General features: G+C 68.4%; 22 protein-coding genes and 1 tRNA gene. 6 read left to right on the top strand and 17 right to left on the bottom strand.

Annotated elements, in window-relative coordinates; all coding sequences use genetic code 11:
* Nucleotides 1-89: 89 nt before the first annotated feature.
* Entirely contained in the window at nt 90-548 is a 459-nt protein-coding gene (locus DM480_RS11935) for a hypothetical protein (RefSeq protein ID WP_232833980.1), read from the top strand.
* 39 nt (nt 549-587) lie between these two features.
* On the opposite strand, the gene lepA is transcribed toward DM480_RS11935, so the two are convergent.
* The 3 genes from lepA to pnuC are packed head-to-tail and all read right to left on the bottom strand — an operon-like array spanning nt 588 to nt 3,526.
* Nucleotides 588-2,396 (bottom strand): translation elongation factor 4, encoded by a 1,809-nt coding sequence (lepA, locus tag DM480_RS11930; protein WP_115379314.1) that lies wholly within the window; start codon nt 2,394-2,396, stop codon nt 588-590.
* Nucleotides 2,397-2,429: 33 nt separating this feature from the next.
* Nucleotides 2,430-2,951, bottom strand: a complete 522-nt coding sequence (locus DM480_RS11925; RefSeq protein ID WP_115379312.1) for an AAA family ATPase — start codon at nt 2,949-2,951, stop codon at nt 2,430-2,432.
* A complete protein-coding gene (gene pnuC / locus DM480_RS11920) occupies nt 2,948-3,526 on the bottom strand; it encodes a nicotinamide riboside transporter PnuC (protein WP_157968792.1) in 579 nt (192 codons plus the stop codon). Before pnuC ends, DM480_RS11925 begins: the two co-directional genes overlap by 4 nt.
* A gap of 135 nt (nt 3,527-3,661) precedes the next feature.
* On the opposite strand from pnuC, the gene DM480_RS11915 reads away from it, so the two are divergent.
* Nucleotides 3,662-3,738: transfer RNA gene (locus DM480_RS11915), tRNA-Pro, on the top strand.
* A 48-nt stretch (nt 3,739-3,786) separates the two neighbouring features.
* Here DM480_RS11915 and DM480_RS11910 read toward each other — a convergent pair.
* Both DM480_RS11910 and DM480_RS11905 read right to left on the bottom strand, forming a co-directional pair.
* On the bottom strand, nt 3,787-4,056 hold the full coding sequence (locus tag DM480_RS11910) for a hypothetical protein (protein ID WP_125471515.1): 270 nt from the start codon (nt 4,054-4,056) through the stop codon (nt 3,787-3,789).
* Between the two features lie 164 nt (nt 4,057-4,220).
* Nucleotides 4,221-4,802, bottom strand: coding sequence for an isochorismatase family cysteine hydrolase (locus tag DM480_RS11905; protein ID WP_115379307.1), 582 nt, complete (start codon nt 4,800-4,802; stop codon nt 4,221-4,223).
* A 69-nt stretch (nt 4,803-4,871) separates the two neighbouring features.
* On the opposite strand from DM480_RS11905, the gene dinB reads away from it, so the two are divergent.
* Together dinB and DM480_RS11895 are read left to right on the top strand one after the other, a co-directional pair.
* Entirely contained in the window at nt 4,872-5,972 is a 1,101-nt protein-coding gene (gene dinB / locus DM480_RS11900) for a DNA polymerase IV (protein WP_115379305.1), read from the top strand.
* Nucleotides 5,973-6,190: 218 nt separating this feature from the next.
* The gene (locus DM480_RS11895; RefSeq protein WP_115379303.1) at nt 6,191-7,330 is read left to right on the top strand and encodes an SET domain-containing protein; all 1,140 of its coding nucleotides are present in this window, start codon (nt 6,191-6,193) and stop codon (nt 7,328-7,330) included.
* 18 nt (nt 7,331-7,348) lie between these two features.
* Here the strand turns inward: DM480_RS11895 and DM480_RS11890 are convergent, their stop codons facing one another.
* The 7 genes from DM480_RS11890 to glmU form a co-directional block, all read right to left on the bottom strand.
* Nucleotides 7,349-9,232, bottom strand: a complete 1,884-nt coding sequence (locus DM480_RS11890) for a CHASE4 domain-containing protein (protein WP_115379301.1) — start codon at nt 9,230-9,232, stop codon at nt 7,349-7,351.
* The gene (locus DM480_RS11885; RefSeq protein ID WP_115379299.1) at nt 9,229-11,157 is read right to left on the bottom strand and encodes a putative bifunctional diguanylate cyclase/phosphodiesterase; all 1,929 of its coding nucleotides are present in this window, start codon (nt 11,155-11,157) and stop codon (nt 9,229-9,231) included. The genes DM480_RS11890 and DM480_RS11885 overlap by 4 nt, the downstream gene beginning before the upstream one ends.
* 47 nt (nt 11,158-11,204) lie before the next feature.
* Nucleotides 11,205-12,119: an ROK family protein gene (locus DM480_RS11880; RefSeq protein WP_115381250.1), complete on the bottom strand. Its 915-nt coding sequence runs from the start codon at nt 12,117-12,119 to the stop codon at nt 11,205-11,207.
* A gap of 71 nt (nt 12,120-12,190) precedes the next feature.
* Nucleotides 12,191-14,014 (bottom strand): glutamine--fructose-6-phosphate transaminase (isomerizing), encoded by a 1,824-nt coding sequence (glmS, locus tag DM480_RS11875; RefSeq protein ID WP_115379297.1) that lies wholly within the window; start codon nt 14,012-14,014, stop codon nt 12,191-12,193.
* Nucleotides 14,015-14,028: 14 nt separating this feature from the next.
* Nucleotides 14,029-14,394 carry a type II toxin-antitoxin system VapC family toxin gene (locus DM480_RS11870; protein WP_115381248.1) on the bottom strand — a complete coding sequence of 122 codons (366 nt, stop codon included), beginning with the start codon at nt 14,392-14,394 and terminating at the stop codon, nt 14,029-14,031.
* Nucleotides 14,395-14,412: 18 nt separating this feature from the next.
* On the bottom strand, nt 14,413-14,646 hold the full coding sequence (locus tag DM480_RS11865; RefSeq protein ID WP_115379295.1) for a CopG family transcriptional regulator: 234 nt from the start codon (nt 14,644-14,646) through the stop codon (nt 14,413-14,415).
* 25 nt (nt 14,647-14,671) lie between these two features.
* Entirely contained in the window at nt 14,672-16,024 is a 1,353-nt protein-coding gene (gene glmU, locus DM480_RS11860) for a bifunctional UDP-N-acetylglucosamine diphosphorylase/glucosamine-1-phosphate N-acetyltransferase GlmU (protein WP_115381246.1), read from the bottom strand.
* Between the two features lie 61 nt (nt 16,025-16,085).
* Between glmU and DM480_RS11855 the strand changes: the two genes are divergently transcribed.
* Entirely contained in the window at nt 16,086-16,772 is a 687-nt protein-coding gene (locus DM480_RS11855; protein WP_115379293.1) for an HAD-IA family hydrolase, read from the top strand.
* A 6-nt stretch (nt 16,773-16,778) separates the two neighbouring features.
* On the opposite strand, the gene DM480_RS11850 is transcribed toward DM480_RS11855, so the two are convergent.
* Genes DM480_RS11850 through DM480_RS11830 form a run of 5 tightly spaced genes read right to left on the bottom strand, consistent with a single transcriptional unit; the run spans nt 16,779 to nt 19,804 of the window.
* Nucleotides 16,779-17,189 carry a hypothetical protein gene (locus DM480_RS11850; RefSeq protein WP_125471513.1) on the bottom strand — a complete coding sequence of 137 codons (411 nt, stop codon included), beginning with the start codon at nt 17,187-17,189 and terminating at the stop codon, nt 16,779-16,781.
* A 35-nt stretch (nt 17,190-17,224) separates the two neighbouring features.
* Nucleotides 17,225-18,262, bottom strand: a complete 1,038-nt coding sequence (locus DM480_RS11845; protein WP_115379289.1) for a nucleotidyltransferase domain-containing protein — start codon at nt 18,260-18,262, stop codon at nt 17,225-17,227.
* Nucleotides 18,247-19,101: an HprK-related kinase A gene (locus DM480_RS11840; protein WP_115379287.1), complete on the bottom strand. Its 855-nt coding sequence runs from the start codon at nt 19,099-19,101 to the stop codon at nt 18,247-18,249. The genes DM480_RS11845 and DM480_RS11840 overlap by 16 nt, the downstream gene beginning before the upstream one ends.
* Entirely contained in the window at nt 19,098-19,367 is a 270-nt protein-coding gene (locus DM480_RS11835) for an HPr-rel-A system PqqD family peptide chaperone (RefSeq protein WP_115379284.1), read from the bottom strand. The genes DM480_RS11840 and DM480_RS11835 overlap by 4 nt, the downstream gene beginning before the upstream one ends.
* A 5-nt stretch (nt 19,368-19,372) precedes the next feature.
* The gene (locus DM480_RS11830) at nt 19,373-19,804 is read right to left on the bottom strand and encodes a hypothetical protein (RefSeq protein ID WP_232833979.1); all 432 of its coding nucleotides are present in this window, start codon (nt 19,802-19,804) and stop codon (nt 19,373-19,375) included.
* A gap of 172 nt (nt 19,805-19,976) precedes the next feature.
* Between DM480_RS11830 and DM480_RS11825 the strand changes: the two genes are divergently transcribed.
* Nucleotides 19,977-21,227: an ATP-binding protein gene (locus DM480_RS11825; RefSeq protein WP_115379282.1), complete on the top strand. Its 1,251-nt coding sequence runs from the start codon at nt 19,977-19,979 to the stop codon at nt 21,225-21,227.
* The last annotated feature ends 27 nt before the right edge of the window (nt 21,228-21,254 follow it).

The raw sequence follows: 21,254 nt of genomic DNA, 5'->3' as shown, positions 1-21,254 counted from the left end.
CGGCACCGGCGATCGCGACGCGCCGATCCGGGAACCGACGCGGCCCGTTACCCATTGTCGCGGGCAGTCCAGACAAAGGAGTTTGCGCCATGTTTCGCCCCCTCCTCCTCGCCACCGCGCTGCTCGCCGCCGCTCCGGCGCTCGCGCAGATGCAGGCGACCAATCCCGCCGACCGTCCGAGCACGCCGCTCAACGCCGACCTCGGCCGCGACAACGACAGCGCACGCAGCAACGCCATCGCCGCGCAGACGGCGCCCGGCGTCGCAGCCGCCAATGCCGACGTCGCCGCACAGGCCCAGTTGCAGGACAATGCGGTTGCCGCAGTCAACGCCGCCGACAGCGCGCAATACCGCGCCGACGTGCGCCGTTATCGCGCGGCGATGCGTGCACGGCGCCAGGTGATTGCCGCCGATGCCGCGCTGCAGGTCGATCGCGAGCGCGCCTATGCGATGGCGATGGCGGACTGGCGCGCGCAGGTGCGTGCGTGCAAGCGCGGTCACAGCCGCGCGTGCACCATGCCCAGCCCCGATCCGCAGAATTACATGTAAGCGATCATCGCCCCGGCCAATGCCGGCCGGGGCGGCCGATCAATTCTCGTCACCCATGCGCAATGCGGCGATGAACGCTTCCTGCGGGATGCTGACGCTGCCGTATTCGCGCATCTTCAGCTTACCCTTCTTCTGCTTTTCCAGCAGCTTGCGCTTGCGCGTTGCGTCGCCGCCGTAGCATTTCGCGGTGACGTCCTTGCGCATCGCGCTGATCGTCTCGCGCGCGATCACCTTGCCGCCGATCGCCGCCTGGATCGGAATCTTGAACAGGTGGCGCGGGATCAGTTCCTTCAGCCGCTCGCACATGCCGCGGCCGCGCACCTCGGCGGTGCCGCGGTGGACGATCATGCTCAGCGCGTCGACCGGCTCCTCGTTGACGAGGATGCTCATCTTGACGAGGTCGCCCTCGCGGTAGCCGATCTGATGATAATCGAAGCTGGCATAGCCCTTCGACAGCGATTTCAGTCGATCGTAGAAATCGAACACCACCTCGTTGAGCGGAAGCTCGTATGTCGCTTGCGCGCGGCCGCCGACATAGGTCAGGTTCTTCTGGATGCCGCGGCGATCCTGACACAGCTTCAGGATGCTGCCGAGATATTCGTCGGGAACGTAGATCGTCGCCTCGATCCACGGTTCGGCGATGCTCTCGATCTTGTTGGGATCGGGCATGTCGGCCGGGTTGTGCAGCTCGATATGCCCGCCGCCGTGCGTCAGCTCGATCTCGTAGACCACCGACGGCGCGGTGGTGATGAGGTCGAGGTCGTATTCGCGCGTCAGCCGCTCCTGGATGATCTCCAGGTGGAGCAGGCCCAGGAAGCCGCAGCGGAAACCGAAGCCGAGCGCGGCGGACGTCTCCATCTCGAAGCTGAAGCTCGCATCGTTCAACCGCAGCTTCGAAATGCTCTCACGAAGCTTCTCGAAGTCGTTGGCATCGACGGGGAAAAGCCCGCAGAACACGACCGGCTGCACTTCCTTGAAGCCCGGCAGCGCTTCGGCGGCGGGCTTCTTCGCATCGGTCAGCGTGTCGCCGACGCGGGCCTGGGCGACGTCCTTGATCTGCGCGGTGATGAAGCCGATCTCGCCTGGCCCGAGATCGGTCAGCTGTTCGATCTTCGGCCGGAAACACCCGACGCGGTCGACCAGATGCTGCGTGCCCGCCTGCATGAAGGTGACCTGCTGGCCCTTCTTCAGCACGCCATCGATCACGCGCACGAGGATGACGACGCCGAGATACGGGTCATACCACGAATCGACGAGCATCGCCTTCAGCGGCGCATCGGGATCGCCCTTTGGCGCCGGAATTCTGGTGACGATCGCCTCGAGTATCTCGTCGATGCCGATGCCCGATTTGGCGGAGGCGAGCACCGCCTCGGACGCGTCGAGGCCGATGACGTCCTCGATCTCCTTGCGCACCATCTCGGGCTCGGCGGCGGGCAGGTCGATCTTGTTGATGACGGGCACGATCTCGTGATCGTGCTCGATCGACTGGTAGACGTTGGCGAGCGTCTGCGCCTCGACGCCCTGCGCCGCATCGACGACGAGCAGCGCGCCCTCGCACGCGGCCAGGCTGCGGCTGACCTCATAGGCGAAGTCGACGTGGCCGGGCGTATCCATCAGGTTGAGCGTATAGGTTTCGCCGTCCTTCGCGGTGTAGGCGAGGCGCACCGTCTGCGCCTTGATCGTGATGCCGCGTTCCTTCTCGATCTCCATGTTGTCGAGCACCTGGCTCGACATCTCGCGGTCCGACAGGCCGCCGGTACGCTGGATGAGCCGGTCGGCGAGCGTCGACTTGCCGTGATCGATATGCGCGATGATCGAGAAATTACGAATGGTCTTGAGCGGGGTCATGCCGGCGCCCTAGCAGCACCGCCGCCCTTCGCGCTAGTCGCCGCTGAGCGTCTCGATCGCGCGCAGCGCGTTGAGATAGCGCTGCGACCCTTGCCCCCCGATCAGCGCCCAGCGCACGCCGCGCCGCTCCAGCTCGACGCGGCTGAGCTCGAAGAAGCGCCGCCGTGCCGCGGCCGTGCCGAACATGCGCGTCCCATCGTCGACCCAGGGCAGATCGATGTCGAGCAGCAGGTACAGGTCGGCGGTATTGTGCCATGTCGCGAACCAGGGATCGCGGCGGCCGAACATCATGTCCGCCCACACCGCGGTCATCAGCGGATCGGTGTCGAGGATCACCGGATAGTCGTGCACGGCAAGCGCCGCACGCACCTTCGCGTCATGCCCCTTCCCGATCTCGACCAGGTCGGCCATCGTCAGGTCGGTGCCGAACGCCTCGCAATAGGTGCGGCCGAATTCGGCGATGCAGCGCGTGTCGAAATGCTTGGCGAGGCGCGGCGCCAGCGTCGACTTGCCCGTGCTTTCCGGACCGTGCAGGCAGATCGAGCGCGTCCTCACGCGGGCACCATGCGATGGCGGCGATGCAGCGCGCGATGCCAGTCGACGAGGCCCGCGACCGCGATGGCGAGCAGCACGACATAGAGCGCGGCAGTGAACCACAGCCCCTTCGCAAGGTAGAGCGGCACCGAGCCCAGGTCGATCGCGATCCACAGCCACCAGCTTTCGATCGCGCGGCGCGCCTGGAGCAGCTGCGCGACGACGGAGGCGATGGCGAGCGCGGCGTCCCACCACGGATAGGCGGCGTCGGTATACCGGTGCATCAGCGTCGCCCAGCCGATCCACACGGCGAGCCCGCCCCCCGCCCAGGCGCGCCGTGCCGGGGCGGCGAGCCGTTCGACGACGACCTCGCCCGTTTCCGCGCGGCTGTGTGCCCAGTTCCGCCATCCGTAGAGGTTGGCCGCGAAGAAGAAGCCCTGCAGCGCCGCGTCGCTGTACAGGTGCGCCTCTGCGAACACGATGCCGTAGATCGCCACCGCGACGAGCGCGACGGGATAGTTCCACATGCTGCGGCGCGCCACCAGCGCGACATTGGCGACGACGAGCGCCGCGGCACAGGCTTCGAGGGCATTCACCCGGTCAATGCCTAGGCCAAGAAGCCGATTGCGCAAGATGCTATCTTCGGCGCTTGCATCCCGAAAAAAGCGTGCGTATAGGCGCGCCTCCAAGCCAACCGGTCGGCTCCCGAAAGCTGAACGACCGGACTCCGTCGGGGAGTAGCTCAGCCTGGTAGAGCACTGTCTTCGGGAGGCAGGGGCCGGAGGTTCGAATCCTCTCTTCCCGACCATTTCTCCGGATTTATTGATCTTGCCCCACGGGGGCCGTCGCGCGAAAATCAGCGTGTCGCGACCCGCGCGGGTGCTCGCCCGTCAGCGATGAACACCCCTTCCCGCGCCCATGCCGTTTTCGCCTGGCACGCCGTGCCGCTGACGTTGGGTCGGGGATCAGCCGCCTGCCCGTCCGCATAGAGGCGGAGGCAATAGACGTCGCGACGCGCATCATAGGACGCCGCATAGAGACGCGGTGATGCCTGCCCGGCAAACGCGGGTGTCGCCGCCACGGCCATCGTCAACGTGGCCAGTGTGAGTTGAACGATCGTACGCATCGGCATGGCTCCCTTTTTTCGCCGCCCCGACCGGAGGGCATGAAAGGCCCATGCGAAATGTGTGCCATACGAATAACACACCTTGCCGTGATGCGCATCATGGCGGGTACGCGCCAGCTGCTGGCCATCAGCGCCAAATGGTGGCGCGGCCGCCGACGCGCCGGCTAATCGGCCGCGTCCAGCCATTCCTTCAGCGTCAATGCGCGGGTGGGCCGCGTTTCCGCCGCCATGCTGTTCGCCATGATCTCCAACGCCCAGCGCGTCCGTTCCGGGTGTTCGCCGGCCACCGCGTCGGCGGGGACCCAAAGATCATAGTGACGCATGTGCGCGTCCGCCGCGGTGAACAGGACGCAGATATCGGCGGCGATACCGGTCAGGACCAGTCGGCTGACGCCGAGTTGTGGCAGCAGGACGGGTAGATTGGTGGCGTAAAAGCCCGAAAACTGCGGTTTGATGATGAAATAATCGTCGTGCCGCGGACACAGTGCCAGCGTCAGGCGATGGCCGGGCGCGGCCTCGTCCGCCAGTGCCGATTCGATCAATCTGCTGCGTTCGGAATGCCAGGCGCCGCCATTGTCGTTGACGTAGATGACGGGCACGCCCGCCGCATCGGCCGCATCGCGCAAGCCGAGGATCGGGGCGACCGCAGCCTCCGCGGGTTTGCGCAGCCGATCGCCGCCGTCGAAGGCGAGTGCGTTGACCATGTCGACGACGATCAACGCCGTACCGCCGGTTTTGTCTGCCATGCCAGAATCTTAGCAGCGATCCTGCGATCCGCCTTGATCTGTGCTGCTTTTGGAACGAAACGGGATCACATGGCCGAAGACGCCGCCCCGCCCGTCCAGCGCAAGATCATCCATGTCGACATGGACGCCTTCTACGCCAGCGTCGAGCAGCGCGACGATCCGGCGTTGCGCGGTCGCCCCGTCGCGGTCGGCGGGTCGCGCGCGCGGGGCGTGGTGGCCGCGGCAAGCTACGAGGCGCGGACGTTCGGCGTGCGCAGCGCGATGCCGTCGTCCACCGCGGTCCGGCGCTGCCCCGATCTGGTCTTCGTCCGCCCGCGGTTTGAGGTGTACAAGGCGATCTCGCTGCAGATCCGCGCGATCTTCGCCGATTACACCGACCTGATCGAGCCGCTGTCGCTCGACGAGGCGTATCTCGACGTGACCGAGGATCGCCTGGGCCTCGGCAGCGCGAGGGCGATCGCAGAGGACATCCGCGCCCGCATCCGTGCGGACACGGGGCTGACCGCTTCGGCGGGGGTCAGTTACAACAAATTCATCGCGAAGCTGGCGTCGGATCAGAACAAGCCCGACGGACTGTGCGTCATCCCGCCGCACAAGGGTGCGGCCTTCGTCGCCAGCCTGCCGGTGAAGCGATTCCACGGCGTCGGCCCGGTCACCGCGCAGAAGATGGAGCGGCTGGGCATCCAGACCGGCGCGGACCTGCGCGACCGGCCGCTGGCGTTCCTGCAGGCGCATTTCGGCTCATACGCCGATTATCTGTACCGCGCGGCGCGCGGCGTGGACGATCGGCCGGTGCGTTCCAACCGTCCTTCGAAATCGATCGGCGCGGAACGGACGTTCGAGACCAACCTGTCCGACCGCGCCGCGCTGCATGCGGCGATGGAAACGATCGCGGACGCCGCCTGGGCCCGCGTCGACCGGTCCGCGGCGCGCGGGCGGACGGTGACGCTGAAGCTGCGCCACGCCGATTTCCACACGATCACCCGCGCCCGCTCGCTAAGCCAGCCGGTGCCCGACAAGGCAAGGTTCCTGGGCATCGGGCTGGACCTGCTCGACGCGCAATTGCCCGTTGCCGGGGGCATCAGGCTGCTCGGCCTGACGCTGTCGGGAATCGTGCGCGAGGGCGACGAGACGCAAGCGGAGCCTGTGCAGCCGAGCCTGCCGTTGTAGCGCCGATCCGCAACCGCTCGTTCCGGCGAGCGCGTACGAAGCGGGATGCCGCCGCATCGGCCTGAATGACGAGGACGTCACGCCGTTTCATCGCTGGGACATCGGTTCGGACATGTCGAACCGCGCCGTCGTACGCCTTGCCCGCACCCCCTCGACGGATTCGCCAAGCTCGTTTACGATTTGGTAACCAATTCGGGCGGGGGCCAGATACAACGCGAATGTCGGTCGAACCGTGGTTCCTCGTGGCCATGATGCTCAGCCTGGCGGGCTATGGCATCTATCTGGCCGGGCTGCGCCGGCATCTGGTCGAGCCGAGCCGCGCATCCTGGTTGATCTGGGCGGTGGCGACGGGGATCGAGGCGGCGACCTATCTCGCGGTCAACCCCGGCAAGCCGCAGGGGCTGGTCTTCGCCTTTTCCGCGATATCATGCATCGTCGTGACGCTGGCGATGTGGCGGCGGTCGCGCTGGACGCGGCCGTCAACGACAGAGACGGTATGCATGGCCGCCAGCCTTGCCGCGATCATCCTGTGGCTGCCGCTCAAAGAGACGTTCTGGGCGCACATGCTCGTCGTCGCGGCGGTGCCGCTCGGCTTCTGGCCGACCTGGGCGAGCGTGTGGGAGGATCGCGCCCGCGAACGCTCCCCCGCCTGGGGTCTGTGGACGCTCGGCGATCTGGCGGCGCTGTTCGTCGCGGTGCGCAGTCACGGGTTCGGGGTGGGCGAATATGCCTACATCCTCGTCGAGCTGCTGTGCCATGCCAGCGTCTGGGCGATGGTCGGCCTGTCGACGATCAGCCCGCTGCGCGCGCTCGACATGCGGCGGGGCGGCCGGCGCATCCTCGACGCTTACGTCCCCGCCAACCCCTTCGCGGTGCGCGAGACGCATCTGGGCAAGGCGGTGTTCGCGATGCAGGGGTTCGCGGCAGGCGAGACGATGCTGCGCTTTTCCGGCCCCACCGTCCCGGCGACGCGCGTGCCGGGTCGACTGAGCGGGGCGGCGGACCGTTTCCTGCAGATCGCGCGCGACCGCTACATGGGCCCGTCGGGGCGGATCGACGATCTGATCAACCACAGCTGCGCGCCGAACGCCGGCCTGCGCTTCACCGACGACGGCGTCTTCCTGGTCGCACTGGCGACGATCGAGTCGGGCGAGGAGGTGGCGTGGGATTATTCGACGACGCTCGCCGATGGCGACTGGTCGATGGCCTGCGCGTGCGGCGCACCCGGCTGTCGCGGGCGGATCGGCCCGTTCGCCGACCTGCCCGAGGCGACGCAGCGGCGATATCGCGCGCTCGGCATCGTCGCGCCCTATCTGGACGAGATGGGGTCCGCGGGTCGGGCGGAACGCGCCGCCTGAGCCGGCGACGCGCGCGCGTCAGGCGGCGCGCGCGACCAATGCGGCCTCGGCGGGCTTCAGCGTCAGCACGGCGGTGGCACCGCGCCCCCTGCCCTCGCTTTCGAGGCGGAGCGCGCCTTCCATCGCAGTCATCGAATTGGCGCACCAGTGAAGGCCAAGCCCCCCCGACTTGTGTGCGCGGGTCGAGAAGCCGCGCTGGAACAAAGTCGCACCGGTTTCCGCGTCGAACCCCTCGCCATCGTCGCGGATGCGGATCGTGACGGTATCGTCGGCATCGACGACGGTGACCGCGATCGAGCCGCTGCCGCGTCCGCTCGCCGCGATCGCTTCGGCCGCATTGCCGAGCAGGTTGCCGATCACCTGGCTGAGGATGACGCGGTTCGCCATCGCGTAATGCGGGTCCGCGGGAAAGCTGAACGCGATCGACGCATCCTGCGAATAACGCGCGATCGTCGCGTTGCGCGCGATGATTTCGCTGAGATCGCACAATTCCAGCGTCGGGCGCTCGTGCGCCTGTTTCTGCTGCTGGCCGATGATCTCCAGCACATGCGCCATCGCCTCGCGCCCGACCTGCAGTTCGCCGCGCATCGTCTCGCGCGCGGCCCCTTCCGCGGCGAGCGCGGCGGCGACGAAGGCGGACAATTTGGCGCGGCGGCCGGCGGGCAGATCATCCTTCGCCAGTTCGTCGAGCGCGCGGTCGACCATCGCGCGGTCGACGGGCGGCGTCTGCGCGATGCCCTGGCTGAGGATCGTGCTGATCGGATTGAGCGCGTTGCGCACGTTGTGCATCACCGCGACCGCGCTTTCGGAGCGGCCGAGCGCGAAGCTCTGCACCTCGATCTGTTCGCGCAAGTCCTTGAGCTGCGACAGCATCGCGTTGAGGCTGCGGCCCAGCGAGCCGAATTCGTCGCGCCGCCCGTCATCCTCCAGCAGCGCCATCGAGCCGGAGGCGCGGACGCGCTGCATATGGCGTTCGACGCGTTGCAGCGGCGCGAGCACCAGACGCGCGATCGTGCGGCGCAGCACCATCAGCACGATCAGCAGCAACAACGTCGATCCGGCGACCGCGAGCAGCAGCATACGCCGGCCGAGCAGCGACACGTCGCGCACGATGCGGAAACGGGTGGTGGCGACGGCATGCCCGTCCGCGCCGCGGATCGGCACCGCGATCTGCGCGGTGGCGCTGCCCGGCGTCACGACGGGGGTGTCGCCGGCGGGGGCGAGGTCGATGCGCGCGTCGAGCTGCAACAGCTTCGACATCTGCGTCGACGTGATCTGCCGCGCCATCAGCACATAGCCACGTGGGCTGCCGGTGCCGTCGGAGCGGCGCACCTGCGCGACGCCGATCGCCGCGACCGCCGGGCCAAGCCGCGCGTAGAAGCGGCCCGAATTGCTGCGACCGACCGCACGGGCAAGGTCGGTATGCGCGATCGTGCGGATCAGCGCGCCGCGCAGGTCGTCGCGTTCCGCACCGCTGGCAGGGTCGAGCCAGCGCGCGATCTGGATGCTGCCGTCGGGTCGGACATAGGCCATGCCCTGCACCCCCAGGTTGCTCATCGCGAGCGGCGAGAAGCTGTCGCGCTCGAACGCGGCGGTCGGGCGCGCCATATAGTCGTAGCTCTGCGTCCAGTCGCCATAGTCGCGCACCGCGTTCTCGACCTTGCTGGCATAATCGGCCAGCGCGGCGCGCGTCCGGTCGACATGGCCCTCGATCGCCTTCGCCTCGAGCGCGTTGAAATTGGGCGTGATGACGCTGGCGAGCAGCAGGGTGATCCCGAGCGCGCCGGCAAGGCCGACGATCGTCAGGATCAGCACGAGCTTTGCACCGAGCGAGGCGGGGCCCACGGCACGCCGGGAGCGGACGTGGCCGAACGGGCGCCGCCATCGGGCGGCGCGGGTCATCCGTGCGTTCCGCTCGCCGCCGGCGCCATGCCCGCGTCGGCGGACAGATCCTCGCCGAGGAAACGGCGTTCCGCGAGCGCCATCGCCTGATCGGCCGGAACGGGCCGCGAGAAGAAATAACCCTGCAGGTGACTGGCCCCGGCGATGCGCAGCGCCTGCACCTGCGCCTCCGTCTCGACGCCCTCGGCGATCACCTCCAGCCCGAGCGCGCGGCCGAGGTGGATGATCGAATGGACAATCGCGGCGCTTTCGCGCTCGCGGCCCATGCCGTCGATGAAGCTGCGGTCGATCTTCAGGCTGTCGAGCGCGAACTTGCGGATATTGTAGAGGCTGGAATAGCCGGTGCCGAAATCGTCGAGCGCGATGCGGAAACCCATCTGGCGCAGGCGGTACAGCGTCTCGGCAGCGCGCTCGGCATCGTCGAAGATCGCGGTTTCGGTGATCTCGATCTGCACGCGGCTCGGCACGACGCCGGCGCGTTCGACGCTTTCCATGATATGGCCGACGAAATTGTGGCGGCGGAACTGGCGCGGGCTGAAGTTGACCGAGACGTATTGCCCCGGAAAAATCTTCAGCATCGCCAGCGACTGGTCGAGGATCCAGTCGCCCAGTTCGTGGATGACGTTCGATTCCTCGGCGATCGGGATGAAGGTCGCGGGGCTGATCGGGCCGTATTCGGCGGTGTTCCAGCGCACCAGCGCCTCGAAGCCGAGCACCTCCAGCGCATCGCGGCTGACGATCGGCTGGTAGACGAGGCTGAGTTCGCCCTTCTCGATCGCTTGGCCCAGGCCCGCCTCGACGCGGCGGCGGAAGCGGATGCCCTCGTCCATGCTTTCGTCGAACAGGCGGCTGACGCCGCGACCCTGCCGCTTGGCGTCGTTGAGCGCGAGGTCGGCGCGGCGCAGCGCGTCGATCGGGTCGCAGCCGTCGCCCGCGACGACGACGACACCCGCGGACGCGCCGCTCTGCACCGAATTGCCGAATACCTGGTGCGTGCCGGTGCAGGCCGCGACGATGCGGTCGCAGGCCATCACCGCGGCCTCTTCGCCGGGCGTGTCGAACAACACGCCGAATTCGTCGCCGCCCAGCCGCGCGACGATCGCGCCTTCGGGTGCGGTGGCGTTGAGGATCGTGCAGATCTCGCGGATCAGCGCATCGCCCGCCAGGTGGCCGAGCGTGTCGTTGACCAGCTTGAACCGGTCGAGGTCGAACATCGCGGTCGCGAACAGGCCGGGGCGCTTCGCCCGCTCGCCGAGCGCGCGTAGGAAGGCGAGGCGGTTGGGCGCATCGGTCAGCGAATCGTGCGTTGCCATGTGCAGCGCGCGGCTTTCGTTGGCGGCGAGTTCGAGCCCCTGTTCTTCCAGCTGCATCACCTGCTGCGCGAGCAACGCACGTGCGGCGGACAGTTCGCGGTCGACTTCCCAGCGGCGCGCGAGCGCAGTCGCGGTCTGCACGACCTCGGCGACCTCGAACGGCTTGGCGATGTAGAAGATCTTGTCGGCGGGGCCCGCCGCCTTGCTGATCTCGATCGGCGAGAAATCGGAATAGCCGGTGACGATGACGAGGTTGATCTCGGGATCGAGCGCGCGGATGCGGCGCGCGGTCTCGCGCCCGTCGATGCCCGGCGGCATGCGAACGTCGATGAAGGCGACCGCATAGGGCGTACCGGCGGCGAGCGCGGCCTCGACCGCGGCGACCGCATCCAGTCCCTGGTGACAATGCGTCAGCGCGAAGTGCGGGGCATCGTCGTCCGTCGCGCTGCTGACCGCATCGTCGCCGAACAGCTCGGCGGCCATCGCGTCGAGCGCGCCGTCGTTGCCGCCGCCCGCGGGCGCGAAGCTGCGCGCGTAGCTGTCATGCATCGCCGGTTCGTCGTCGACGATCAGAAGCCGCTTCGCCTCGGCGGGCAGGGTCTGGGCGGTCATCAAAACATTCCCCTCGATCAGGATGACGAGGGGGTAAGCGGATGCGGTTAAAGCGTCGTAAACGACGTCTTGCGTTCGGCGAGCGCCTGCGCGCCGAGCACGATCGCACCGAGTGGCCCTGCGTTGTTGCCGAGCGACGGCGGCACGACGAACGCATCCGCTGCGATTTCCGGCAGGGCGATATAGCCGGCAAGGCTCTGCACCATCGCGGCGCGGACGCGCGGGAACAGGTGCGGATTGCCGACCATCACGCCGCCGCCGATGACGATGCGCCGCGGCACGCCGGTCAGCACGAGCATATGGCACATCTGGCCGAGCACATGCGCGACCGCATCCCAGACCGGGTGATCGGCGGGCACGTCCTCGCCCTTGATCCCCGTCCGCGCGCCGATCGCGGGCCCGGCGGCGAGCCCCTCCAGGCAGCTGCCATGGAAGGGGCAGACGCCGACCCAGTCGTCGCCCGGCATGCGCGCAGGCCGGATATGGCCGAATTCGGAATGGGTCAGCCCATCGACGGGCTTGCCGCCGGCGATCAGACCGACGCCGATGCCGGTGCCGACCGTCGCATAGGCGACGTCGGCAAGGCCCGCCGCCGCACCCCAGCGCGCCTCCGCCAGCGCGGCGCCGACGACGTCGGTGTGAAAGCCCGTCGGCACGCCGTACCGACTGCCGAGGCGCTTCGCGACGTCGGTTCCCGCCCAGTGCGGCTTCGGAGTCGAGGTGATCTGCCCGTAATCGGCAGCGTGGCGGTCGATCGAAATGGGACCGAAGCTCGCGATGCCGAGCGCGTCGAACCCGCGCCACCCGTCAAGCACGCGCTCGATCGCGGGCAACGTGTCTGCCGGATGTTCGGTGGGAAGCTGGACGCGGTCGACGATGTCCTCCGGGCCGCGCGCGAGCAGGCAGACGATCTTGGTGCCGCCCAGTTCGATCCCCGCCACCAGCGGCGCTGCGCTCTCCACGTCCCGGTCATCCTCGAAATGCACACGATATCACCGCGGCCCTAGCGCAGGGTCGGGATGATGGCGAGCGGCTACTCCACCGTCACCGACTTGGCGAGGTTGCGCGGCTGGTCGACATCCGTCCCCTTGGCGACGGCGACGTGATACGCGAGAAGCTGCACCGGAACGGCATAGACCAACGGCGCGATCAGCGGGTGGACCTTGGGCATGGTGATCGTCGCGACGCAGTTCTCGCCCGCCGCCTGGATGCCGTCATAGTCGCTGATCAGCACGACCTTGCCGCCGCGCGCCTGCACCTCCTGCATGTTGCTGACGGTCTTTTCGAACAGCGGGCCCGAGGGGGCGATGACGATGACGGGCACGTTCTCGTCGATCAGCGCGATGGGCCCATGCTTCATCTCGCCCGCAGCATAGCCTTCGGCGTGGATATAGCTGATCTCCTTGAGCTTCAGCGCGCCTTCCAGTGCCAGCGGATAGTCGGTGCCGCGGCCCAGATACAGCACGTCGCGCGCCGCGGCGACGACGCCCGCCATCTCCTGGATCGATTCGTCATAGGCGAGCGCGGCATTGAGCGCGGCGGGCGTCTCGGCGAGGTGCTTGACGATCTCGCGCTCCTCGCCGTCCTTAAACTTGCCCTTGGCGCGGGCGAGGTTTGCAGCGAGCGCGGCGAGCACCGCGAGCTGACAGGTGAACGCCTTGGTCGATGCGACGCCGATCTCCGGCCCGGCATGCGTCGGCAGCAGCAGGTCCGCCTCGCGCGCCATGCTGCTCGTCGGCACGTTGACCACCGCGGCGATCGTCTGGCCTTCGCTCTTGGCGTGGCGCAGCGCGGCGAGCGTATCGGCCGTCTCGCCCGACTGGCTGATGACGATCATCAGGCCGCCCGGCTCCATCACCGGCGCGCGATAGCGGAACTCGGATGCGACATCGAGGTCGACGGGCACGCGCGCGAACTGCTCGAACCAATATTTGGCCACCATGCCGGCGTAGAAACTGGTGCCGCACGCCACGATCGTCACGCGCTTGATGCCGGCGAGGTCGAATTCGGGAATCGGCAGCGTGACGCGATCCTCCATCCGCTGCAGGTACGAACGCAGCGTCTGCGCCACGACGATCGGCTGTTCGTAAATCTCCTTCAGCATGTAGTGGCGGTGATTGCCCTTGCTGATCAGCTCGCCGGTGACCCCGGAGATGGTGATCGGTCGCTCTACGGCCTTATTGTCGCGATCGTATACCTGCGCGCCGTCCTGGGTGCAGACGACCCAGTCGCCCTCGTCGAGATAGGCGATGCGCTGCGTCAGCGGCGCGAGCGCGAGCGCGTCGGAGCCGAGGTAGGTTTCACCATCGCCAAACCCGACGACAAGCGGCGAGCCGAGACGCGCGCCGATCAGCATGTCCGGGTGCTTGCGGAACAGGATGGCGAGCGCGAAGGCGCCGTGCAGCCGCGGCAGAATCGTGCGCACCGCGCCGACCGGGTCGAGCCCCGCCTCGACCTGCTCGCTGACCAGATGCGCGACGACTTCGGTGTCCGTCTCGCTGGTGAACACACGGCCGCGCGCGATCAGCTCGTCGCGCAGCGGTTTGAAATTCTCGATGATGCCGTTGTGGACGACCGCGACCTCGTCGGTCGCATGCGGGTGCGCGTTGTTCGTGGTCGGGCCGCCATGCGTCGCCCAGCGCGTGTGTGCGATGCCCGTCGTCCCGGCGAGCGGATGGGCGGCGAGTTCGTTCGCCAGATTGACCAACTTTCCCGACGCGCGGCGACGCTCGATCGCCCCGTCGACGTCGGTGGCGATTCCCGCCGAATCGTAGCCGCGATATTCCAGCCGCTTCAGGCCGTCGAGCAGCCGGTCCGCGACGTCTTCGTTACCGACGATTCCAACGATGCCACACATAGATCGATCTGCTTTCAGAGGGTATAGGGGACACGGACGCCCGGCATGCCTGCCGGAAAATCCTTCGTATTGCGAGAGATCAGCATGGCGCCGTGGACGCGCGCCGTCGCCAGGATCATAGCGTCCAACAATTTCATGCGCGTATCGAACCGTATATCCGCCGCCGCCGCCGCGATTTGCGCGTCGATCTCGACGATTTCGAACCCGGACAAAAGCCTATGAATAGTGGGCCGCTGCGCCTGCGGCTCGCCAGCCAGTATCTCCGTCCAGACTATCCGGCTTATCCGATGGCTCGCATAACGCGCCAGCTCCTCGCTGGCCTGCGGGCGATCCAGTAACCAATCGATCAGGATGTTCGTGTCGAAGAAAGGCTGGGCCACGATCAAACCCGGCGACGATCAAACCGGGTCACGATCTTCACGCATGACGCGCTGATATTCGATCGGATCGCCGATGTCGTCGCGATTCCGCCAATAGCCCGCCCCACGCCGAATCCAGCCGTTAGCATCGTTGTCGTTGAGGTGACGCTCCACGGCCTGGCGGATCAACGAGGCGCGCGACACTTTGCGTTGACGCGCCAGTGCATCGAGCCGCTCGATGTCACGGTCCGGAAGATCGATCAACGTACGCATGCGCGGGTGATATCACAGCGTGATATCACTTGCCAGCCTTGCGCGCGGTCATTCTTTCGCGGAACCGCTTCGCCCAGCCCGGCTTGCTGCGTTGTTCGGGACGGACGAGCGCAAGGGCGTCGGCCTCGACGTCGGCGGTCACGACCGATCCCGCCCCTACGATCGCCCCCGCGCCGACCGTGACCGGCGCGACGAGAGCGGAGTTGGACCCGATGAACGCGCCCGCGCCGATCTGCGTCTTGTACTTGAAGAAGCCATCGTAGTTGCAGGTGATCGTCCCTGCGCCGATGTTCGCGCCCGCGCCGATCTCTGCATCGCCGATGTAGGACAGGTGATTGGCCTTCGCGCCCTCTCCCAGCACGGCCTTCTTGATTTCGACGAAATTGCCGACCTTCGCCTTGCGTCCCACGACCGCGCCGGGGCGCAGGCGGGCGTACGGGCCGATCTCGGCGCCTTCGGCGACGGTTGCACCCTCCAGGTGGCTGAAGGCGTGGATCGTCACCTGGTCCGCCACGGTCACGCCGGGCGCGAAGACGACGTTCGGTTCGATCACGACGTCGCGGCCCAGCACGGTATCGTGGCTGAACCACACCGTCTCCGGCGCGATCAGCGTCGCACCGTCCGCCATCGCCTGGGCGCGGCGCTGCGCCTGCCAGCCCACCTCGACCGCCGCCAGTTCGCCGCGGCTGTTGATGCCGGCGACCTCGTCCTCGCTGGTTTCGATGCACACCGCGCGCCCACCTTGCGCGATCGCGAGCGTGACGATGTCGGGCAGGTAATATTCGCCCGCCGCATTGTCGTTGCCGACCGCCTCCAGCAGCCGCCACAGATCGCGCGTGCGCACCGCGGTGACGCCCGAATTGCACAGGTCGACCGCGCGCTCCGCGTCGCTCGCGTCCTTGAACTCGACCATCTTGGCAATCGTGCCGTCGGCATCGGCGACGATCCGGCCATAGGCGCGGGCGTCCGCGGGGCGGAACCCCAGCACCGCGACGGTCGGCGCGTCCGCCGCCTCCAGCCGCGCCGCGAGCCGCGCCACCGTCCCGGTCGCGAGCAAGGGGGTGTCGCCGAAACAGACGATCGCGATCCCGTCGAAACCGGCGAGCGCCTCTTTCGCCTGCAACGCGGCATGCGCGGTGCCGAGCTGTTCGTGCTGCCACGCGATCTCGACCCCCGTCGCCGCGACCGCCGCCTCGACCTGGTCGCCCGATGCGCCGACCACGACGACGCGGCGGCCGGCACCGGCGCGGTTCAGGCTGTCGATCAGATGGAGCAGCATCGGCCGGCCCGCGATCGGATGCAGCACCTTGTGCAGGTCGGACTTCATGCGAGTACCCTTGCCCGCAGCAAGGATGATGACGGCGATGGGCGTGCTCATGGGCCGCGTCTGTGCCACGGCGGCCTTGTCATTTCCAGCCGTGCGCGGCACGCGGACGGCCATGACCGCCCATCGCCCGCCTTTCGCCATCGTCGGCTTCGACCTCGACGGCACCTTGCTCGACACCAGCGGCGATCTTGCCGCCGCGGTCAACCATGCGCTGGCCTCGATCGGGCGGCCGCCACTCGCCGTCGAGCAGGTGAAGCCGATGATCGGCGGGGGCGCGCGCCACATGCTGGCGCAGGGCATGGCCGCGACGGGCGGCTGCGACGAGGCGACGCTGGACGTGCTCCACCGCCGCCTGCTCGACTATTACGAGGCGCATATCGCGGTGCACACGCATCCCTATCCCGGCTGCCTCGACGCGCTCGATACACTCGATGCGATGGGCGTGAGGATCGCGGTGGTGACGAACAAGCTGGAAGCGCTGGCGCGCGCGGTCCTGGCCGACCTTGGCCTGATGGGGCGGTTCGCGACGCTGATCGGCGGCGATACGATGGGGCCTGGCAACGCCAAGCCTTCGCCTGCCCCCATCCATGAAATGATCCGCCGCTGCGGCGGCGGCAGCGCGGCGTTCGTCGGCGATTCGATTTTCGACGTAAAGGCGGCGCAGGCGGCGGGACTGCCCGCGATTGCCTGTTCTTTCGGCTTCCTGATGCAGCCGGTCGCGGAACTGGGCGCCGACGCGGTGATCGATGGTTATACAGCGCTCATTCCCGCGCTGGAGACGCTGGCAGCCCGCGGCTGAAGCCGGTCAGAGCAGGTCGGGGGAGTTGATGTTGTAGGCGTTGAGCGCCGGATGCCCGTGATCCTCGACGAAGACGAAGCTTTCGCGCGCCTTGCCGCGCTCGAACACGGTATCGTCCTGGAGCAGCGTCGTCGCGCCGCCGGTACCGACGTTGACGCGCCAGTTGACCTGTTTGGCGCTGCGCACCTTGCCCAGCTTGGCGCGGACCTTGTCCATCATGCGTTCGAACGCTCCCGGCCCCCCGGCCGCGCGAAACGCCGGACTCGTCATCCCCGCCAGCAGGTCGATCCGGCCGCCGTTGTACGCGGCATGGAACCGCCCGACCATCTGCGCCGCCTGCGTCGTATCGGGCGTGGAACACGCCGACAGCGACAGGACGGACAGGACGAGCAGCCACTGGCGAGCGCGATTCGACATGCAGCAGCCTAGGCCGAACGTCGCCCGCCAATCCATCAGGAAAGTGGAGCGCGCTTATGCCATTTGATCCACAGATGCCGCGCCAGCATGGCGGGTGGCATGCGCAGCCAGTGCGAGCGGACATAAAAAGCGAATCGCGTCGCCGGCCGGGTCGGGCGGCCCCAGCCGTCGCGAGCCAGCAACCGGCGGACGAACCATCCGTCGCCCGGGCGCGGTTTCAGGTCGAGCCGGGCGGGCGCCGTATAGTCGCGGATCGGCGTGCCGAACACGCGGTGCGACAGCCGCAGCGCGCGCACCGTCGGCTGCACCAGCCCGTGATGCGCGGCCTCCTCGATCAGGGTTCGGCTGAAATCCGGGTCAGCCTCCGCTGCCTCGCCATACAGGCAGTGGATGTCCCACAGGTTGCGCAGGCCGCCGGCAAGGTCGCCGTCCGCGAGCAGATGCGCGGCGGCGTGAACGATCATGCCTTCGGGTGACAGTACCGACAGCCCGTTACCGAGGGGCCGCGCTTGCGCGATCAGCGCCGCCGCATCGGGACGCGGCCGGGCAGTGAGCGGGAGGATCGTGTGGTGCACGTCGATCATCCGGTCGCGGTCGCGATGGATCAGCGGCGGCAGCTCGTGCATCCAGCGTCGGTAGTAGGAATCGTCATAGGGGTCGGGCTTCACCCATTCCCACCCTGCCGCGATCAGCGCGGCCTCGACCGCGTCGAGCGCGTCGCGCGGCACGAGTATGTCGAGATCGCCGATATGCCGCCCCTGCCCGGCGGCCAGCCCCGCGGCGACATAGGCGGTGCCCTTGAGCAGCACCACCGGCACGCCCAGCGGCGCGAGCGCGCGGCGCGCCATCTCCGCTTCCCACAAAGCAGTGCGCCGCGCCGCCTCCGCCGCCTCGCGCGCCTCGGCAAGCAGGATCGCGACGGGTTCGGGCACGGGCAGGCCGGCGAGGCGCCACGCGAGCGTGCCGATCAGCTGCTCGGCGCGCGCCGCGGCGATCAGCCCGGTCCAGTCGGTATCGAGCCGCAACGCCGTCGGATCGGCGAGCGCGCGCGCCAGCATCATCGCGTCGGCCACAACGCCTCCACCTGCGCGAGCGCGGTCGCCCCGTCGGGATAGTCGATCGCGAACGCCGGCAGCTTGCGCACGAGGGTCGTCAGCGCGGTGAAACCCGCCTCGCCCAGCGTCACGTAATTGGTCGATGCCTGCGTCAGGCGGACGAACGCCTCCGCGGGCGGGACGGTGCGGATCGCCGCCGCCGCGCCGAATTGCGGGAATAGCAGCAGTGCCGGCACGGCGGGCGCGTCCATCGCCGCGATCGCGCGCGCATCGGGGACCAGATGGCGGATATTGCCCTTCGGCGTACCTTGCAGCAGCGGCCCGAAGCGCGCCTGCGGCCACGCCCGCGTCGCCGCGTCGACGCTTTCGTTCTTGAGGCTGACGAGGCGCGGCAAAGCGAAGGCGATGCCCGTCGCCGGCTCGATCAGCGCGAATTCGTCGCCCATGAACCGCCAGCCGTCGGCGGCGAGCAGCGTCGCCAGCGTCGATTTCCCCGCCCCCGATTCGCCCGTCATCAGCAGCGCGCGCCCATCGCGTTCGACCGCGCTGGCGTGGAGCAGCAGGAACCGCCGCGCGCCGAGCGCGAGTTGCAGGTTCATGCCCATCTCCGCCGCGAGCAGCGCCTGCTCGAGCGGCAGCGGCGCGGCGTCGGGCAGCATGTAATCCCCGCCGATGCGCACCGACGGGCGGATCCACCGCCGCCACGGCCGCGTCGCCTCCAGCCGGACAGTGTAGTCGGGCACGTCGACGCGCGGATAATCGCGATAGAGGTCGGCGAGCGTGTCGATCGGGGCGCGCCAGTCCGACCCGATACGGAAGCCGAACGGGCCGACGCGCAAGCACAGCGTATGCTTCACGCCAGCGCCTCGACCAGCCCGGCGGCGACGAGTTCGGCAAGCCGCGCATCGAGCGCGCCGGCGTCCTCCTCGCCGAGGTCGAACGCCTCGCCGAGCCGGTCGCGCAGCGCGGCGGCGGTCAGTGCAGCATCCTGCAGGGCGGTGAGGATTTCCGGCGCGGGGCTGACGAGCAGATGCGTGATCCCCGATGCGCGATGATAGACGGCGGTGAAGGAATCGAGCGGCGCGACGAGCAGCGCCGCCGGCGGCGCGGCGCGGTAGCGCAAGCGATTCAGCCGCGCGGCATCTGCAGCGAGGCGAAGCAGGTGAAGCCCCCCGTCCCGCGCTGCAACCGGCGGATATAGGCGACATAAGCGCGATTGCTGTCCGCCGTCGTGCCGGGCAGCATGCCGCCGTTCAGCGCGCGCTTGACGTCCTCACCCTTGAACGGGCGGCCCGGCGGCGGGAACGCGCCTTTCGTCCCGGCCGCGACGACATTGCCGTCGGCATCGATGTACCGGCCGGCACGGGTGATGTCGGGCACCGGTATCTCGCAATTGAGCACCGACCCCGTCGTCTGCGCCAGCGCCGGACGGATCGACACCACCGCCCCGGCCGTCACGGCGCCCAGCGCCAGTACGCGGCGACGCGTCGTCGCCTCCCCGGGCACGGGCACGGGCACGGCCGGCGGCGTTTCGGGTCGTGAGGGGATATCGTCGCGCATCGCCATCGTCCTATCCCGACTGCCTTTCACATTCGCTAACCACTGGCAAGCGGCGCGCCCGTGCCGTTGCGGGACGCCCCCCGGCCCGAACCCCGCGGAATAGGCCCCTGCGCGAGCCCGCGCGACATTCGGCCCCGGTGCGGACACGCCGGAAATCGAGTAGCGAAGCCTGATGCCGCCACGATTCGTCCAGCGCCTGAGCGGCGCGCTCGTAATCGCCCTCGTCGCCGCCGCCGCCGTTTATACGGTGGGCGCGTCGATCGATGCCGCCGCCGTGACGTTGGTCGGCGGTATCGCCGCGGGACTGGCGGCGATGGGCATCCGCAGCGCAGCGCCGGCCGCCAGCGGCCCCGTCGCGCCCGACGTCGACCGCGTGCTGGACGAGGTGCTGGACGGTATCGCCGAACCCGTGCTGCTGGTCCGCGGCAAACGCGTGTCGTGCGCCAACCAGGCGGCGCGGTCGCTGCTGGGACGCCATATCGTCGACGAGGACATCCGCATCGCGATCCGCCACCCCGCCGCGGCCGATCGCCTGGCAGGCGATGCGCCGCTGCCCGGCCGCCCGATCGAGCTGGTCGGGCTGGGCACTCCCGACCAACGCTGGGAAATGCGAATCGGCGAAACCAGCGACGGCGCGCGGATCGTCCATCTGGTCGACCAGAGCGGCCGCTATGCCGCCGAAAAGATGCGCGTCGATTTCGTCGCCAACGCCAGCCACGAACTGCGAACCCCGCTCGCGTCGATCCTGGGGTTCGTTGAAACCCTCAGCGACGAAGCGGGCGAGGACCCGGGCCTGCGCGCGCGGTTCCTGAAGGTGATGTTCGACGAGGCGCAGCGGATGCAGCGGCTGATCGAGGACCTGATCTCGCTGTCGCGGATCGAGGGCGAGAAATATCGCCTTCCCGACGAGCGGATCGACATGGGCGAGTTGTTGGAGGACGTCTATGCGGAGCTGGCCGCGGGCGGCGGCGAGCGCGTCGTCGACGTGTCGATCGGGTTCGAGGACGATCTGCCCGCCGTGATCGGCGACGAGGTGCAATTGTCGCAGCTGGTCCACAATCTGATCGGCAACGCGATGAAATACGGGCGGCCCGGATCGCCCGTGTCGGCGACGGTGGGGGTCGACGGATCGGGCATGGTGCGCTTCACCGTCGCGGACGAGGGCGAAGGCATCCCGCCGCAGCATATCCCACGCCTGACCGAGCGATTCTACCGGGTCGATGCCGGGCGCAGCCGCAGTATCGGGGGCACCGGCCTCGGCCTCGCGATCGTCAAGCATATTGTCGAGCGGCATCGCGGCCGGCTGGACATTGCAAGCAAGGTCGGCGTCGGCACCACCGTATCCGTCGCCTTCCCACCCGCCGATCCGAAACCGGCAAAGCCTGCCCCTGCCACGGCCGAAGCCGCTGTCATCAAAGGGTAACGCAACCGTCACACAGGGCGCCGGGGG

This window comes from Sphingomonas sp. FARSPH (assembly GCF_003355005.1).
In the GTDB taxonomy this organism is placed as follows: domain Bacteria; phylum Pseudomonadota; class Alphaproteobacteria; order Sphingomonadales; family Sphingomonadaceae; genus Sphingomonas.
The sequence above is the reverse complement of the archived record's forward strand: the minus strand, read 5'-3'. Positions and strand labels throughout refer to the sequence as shown.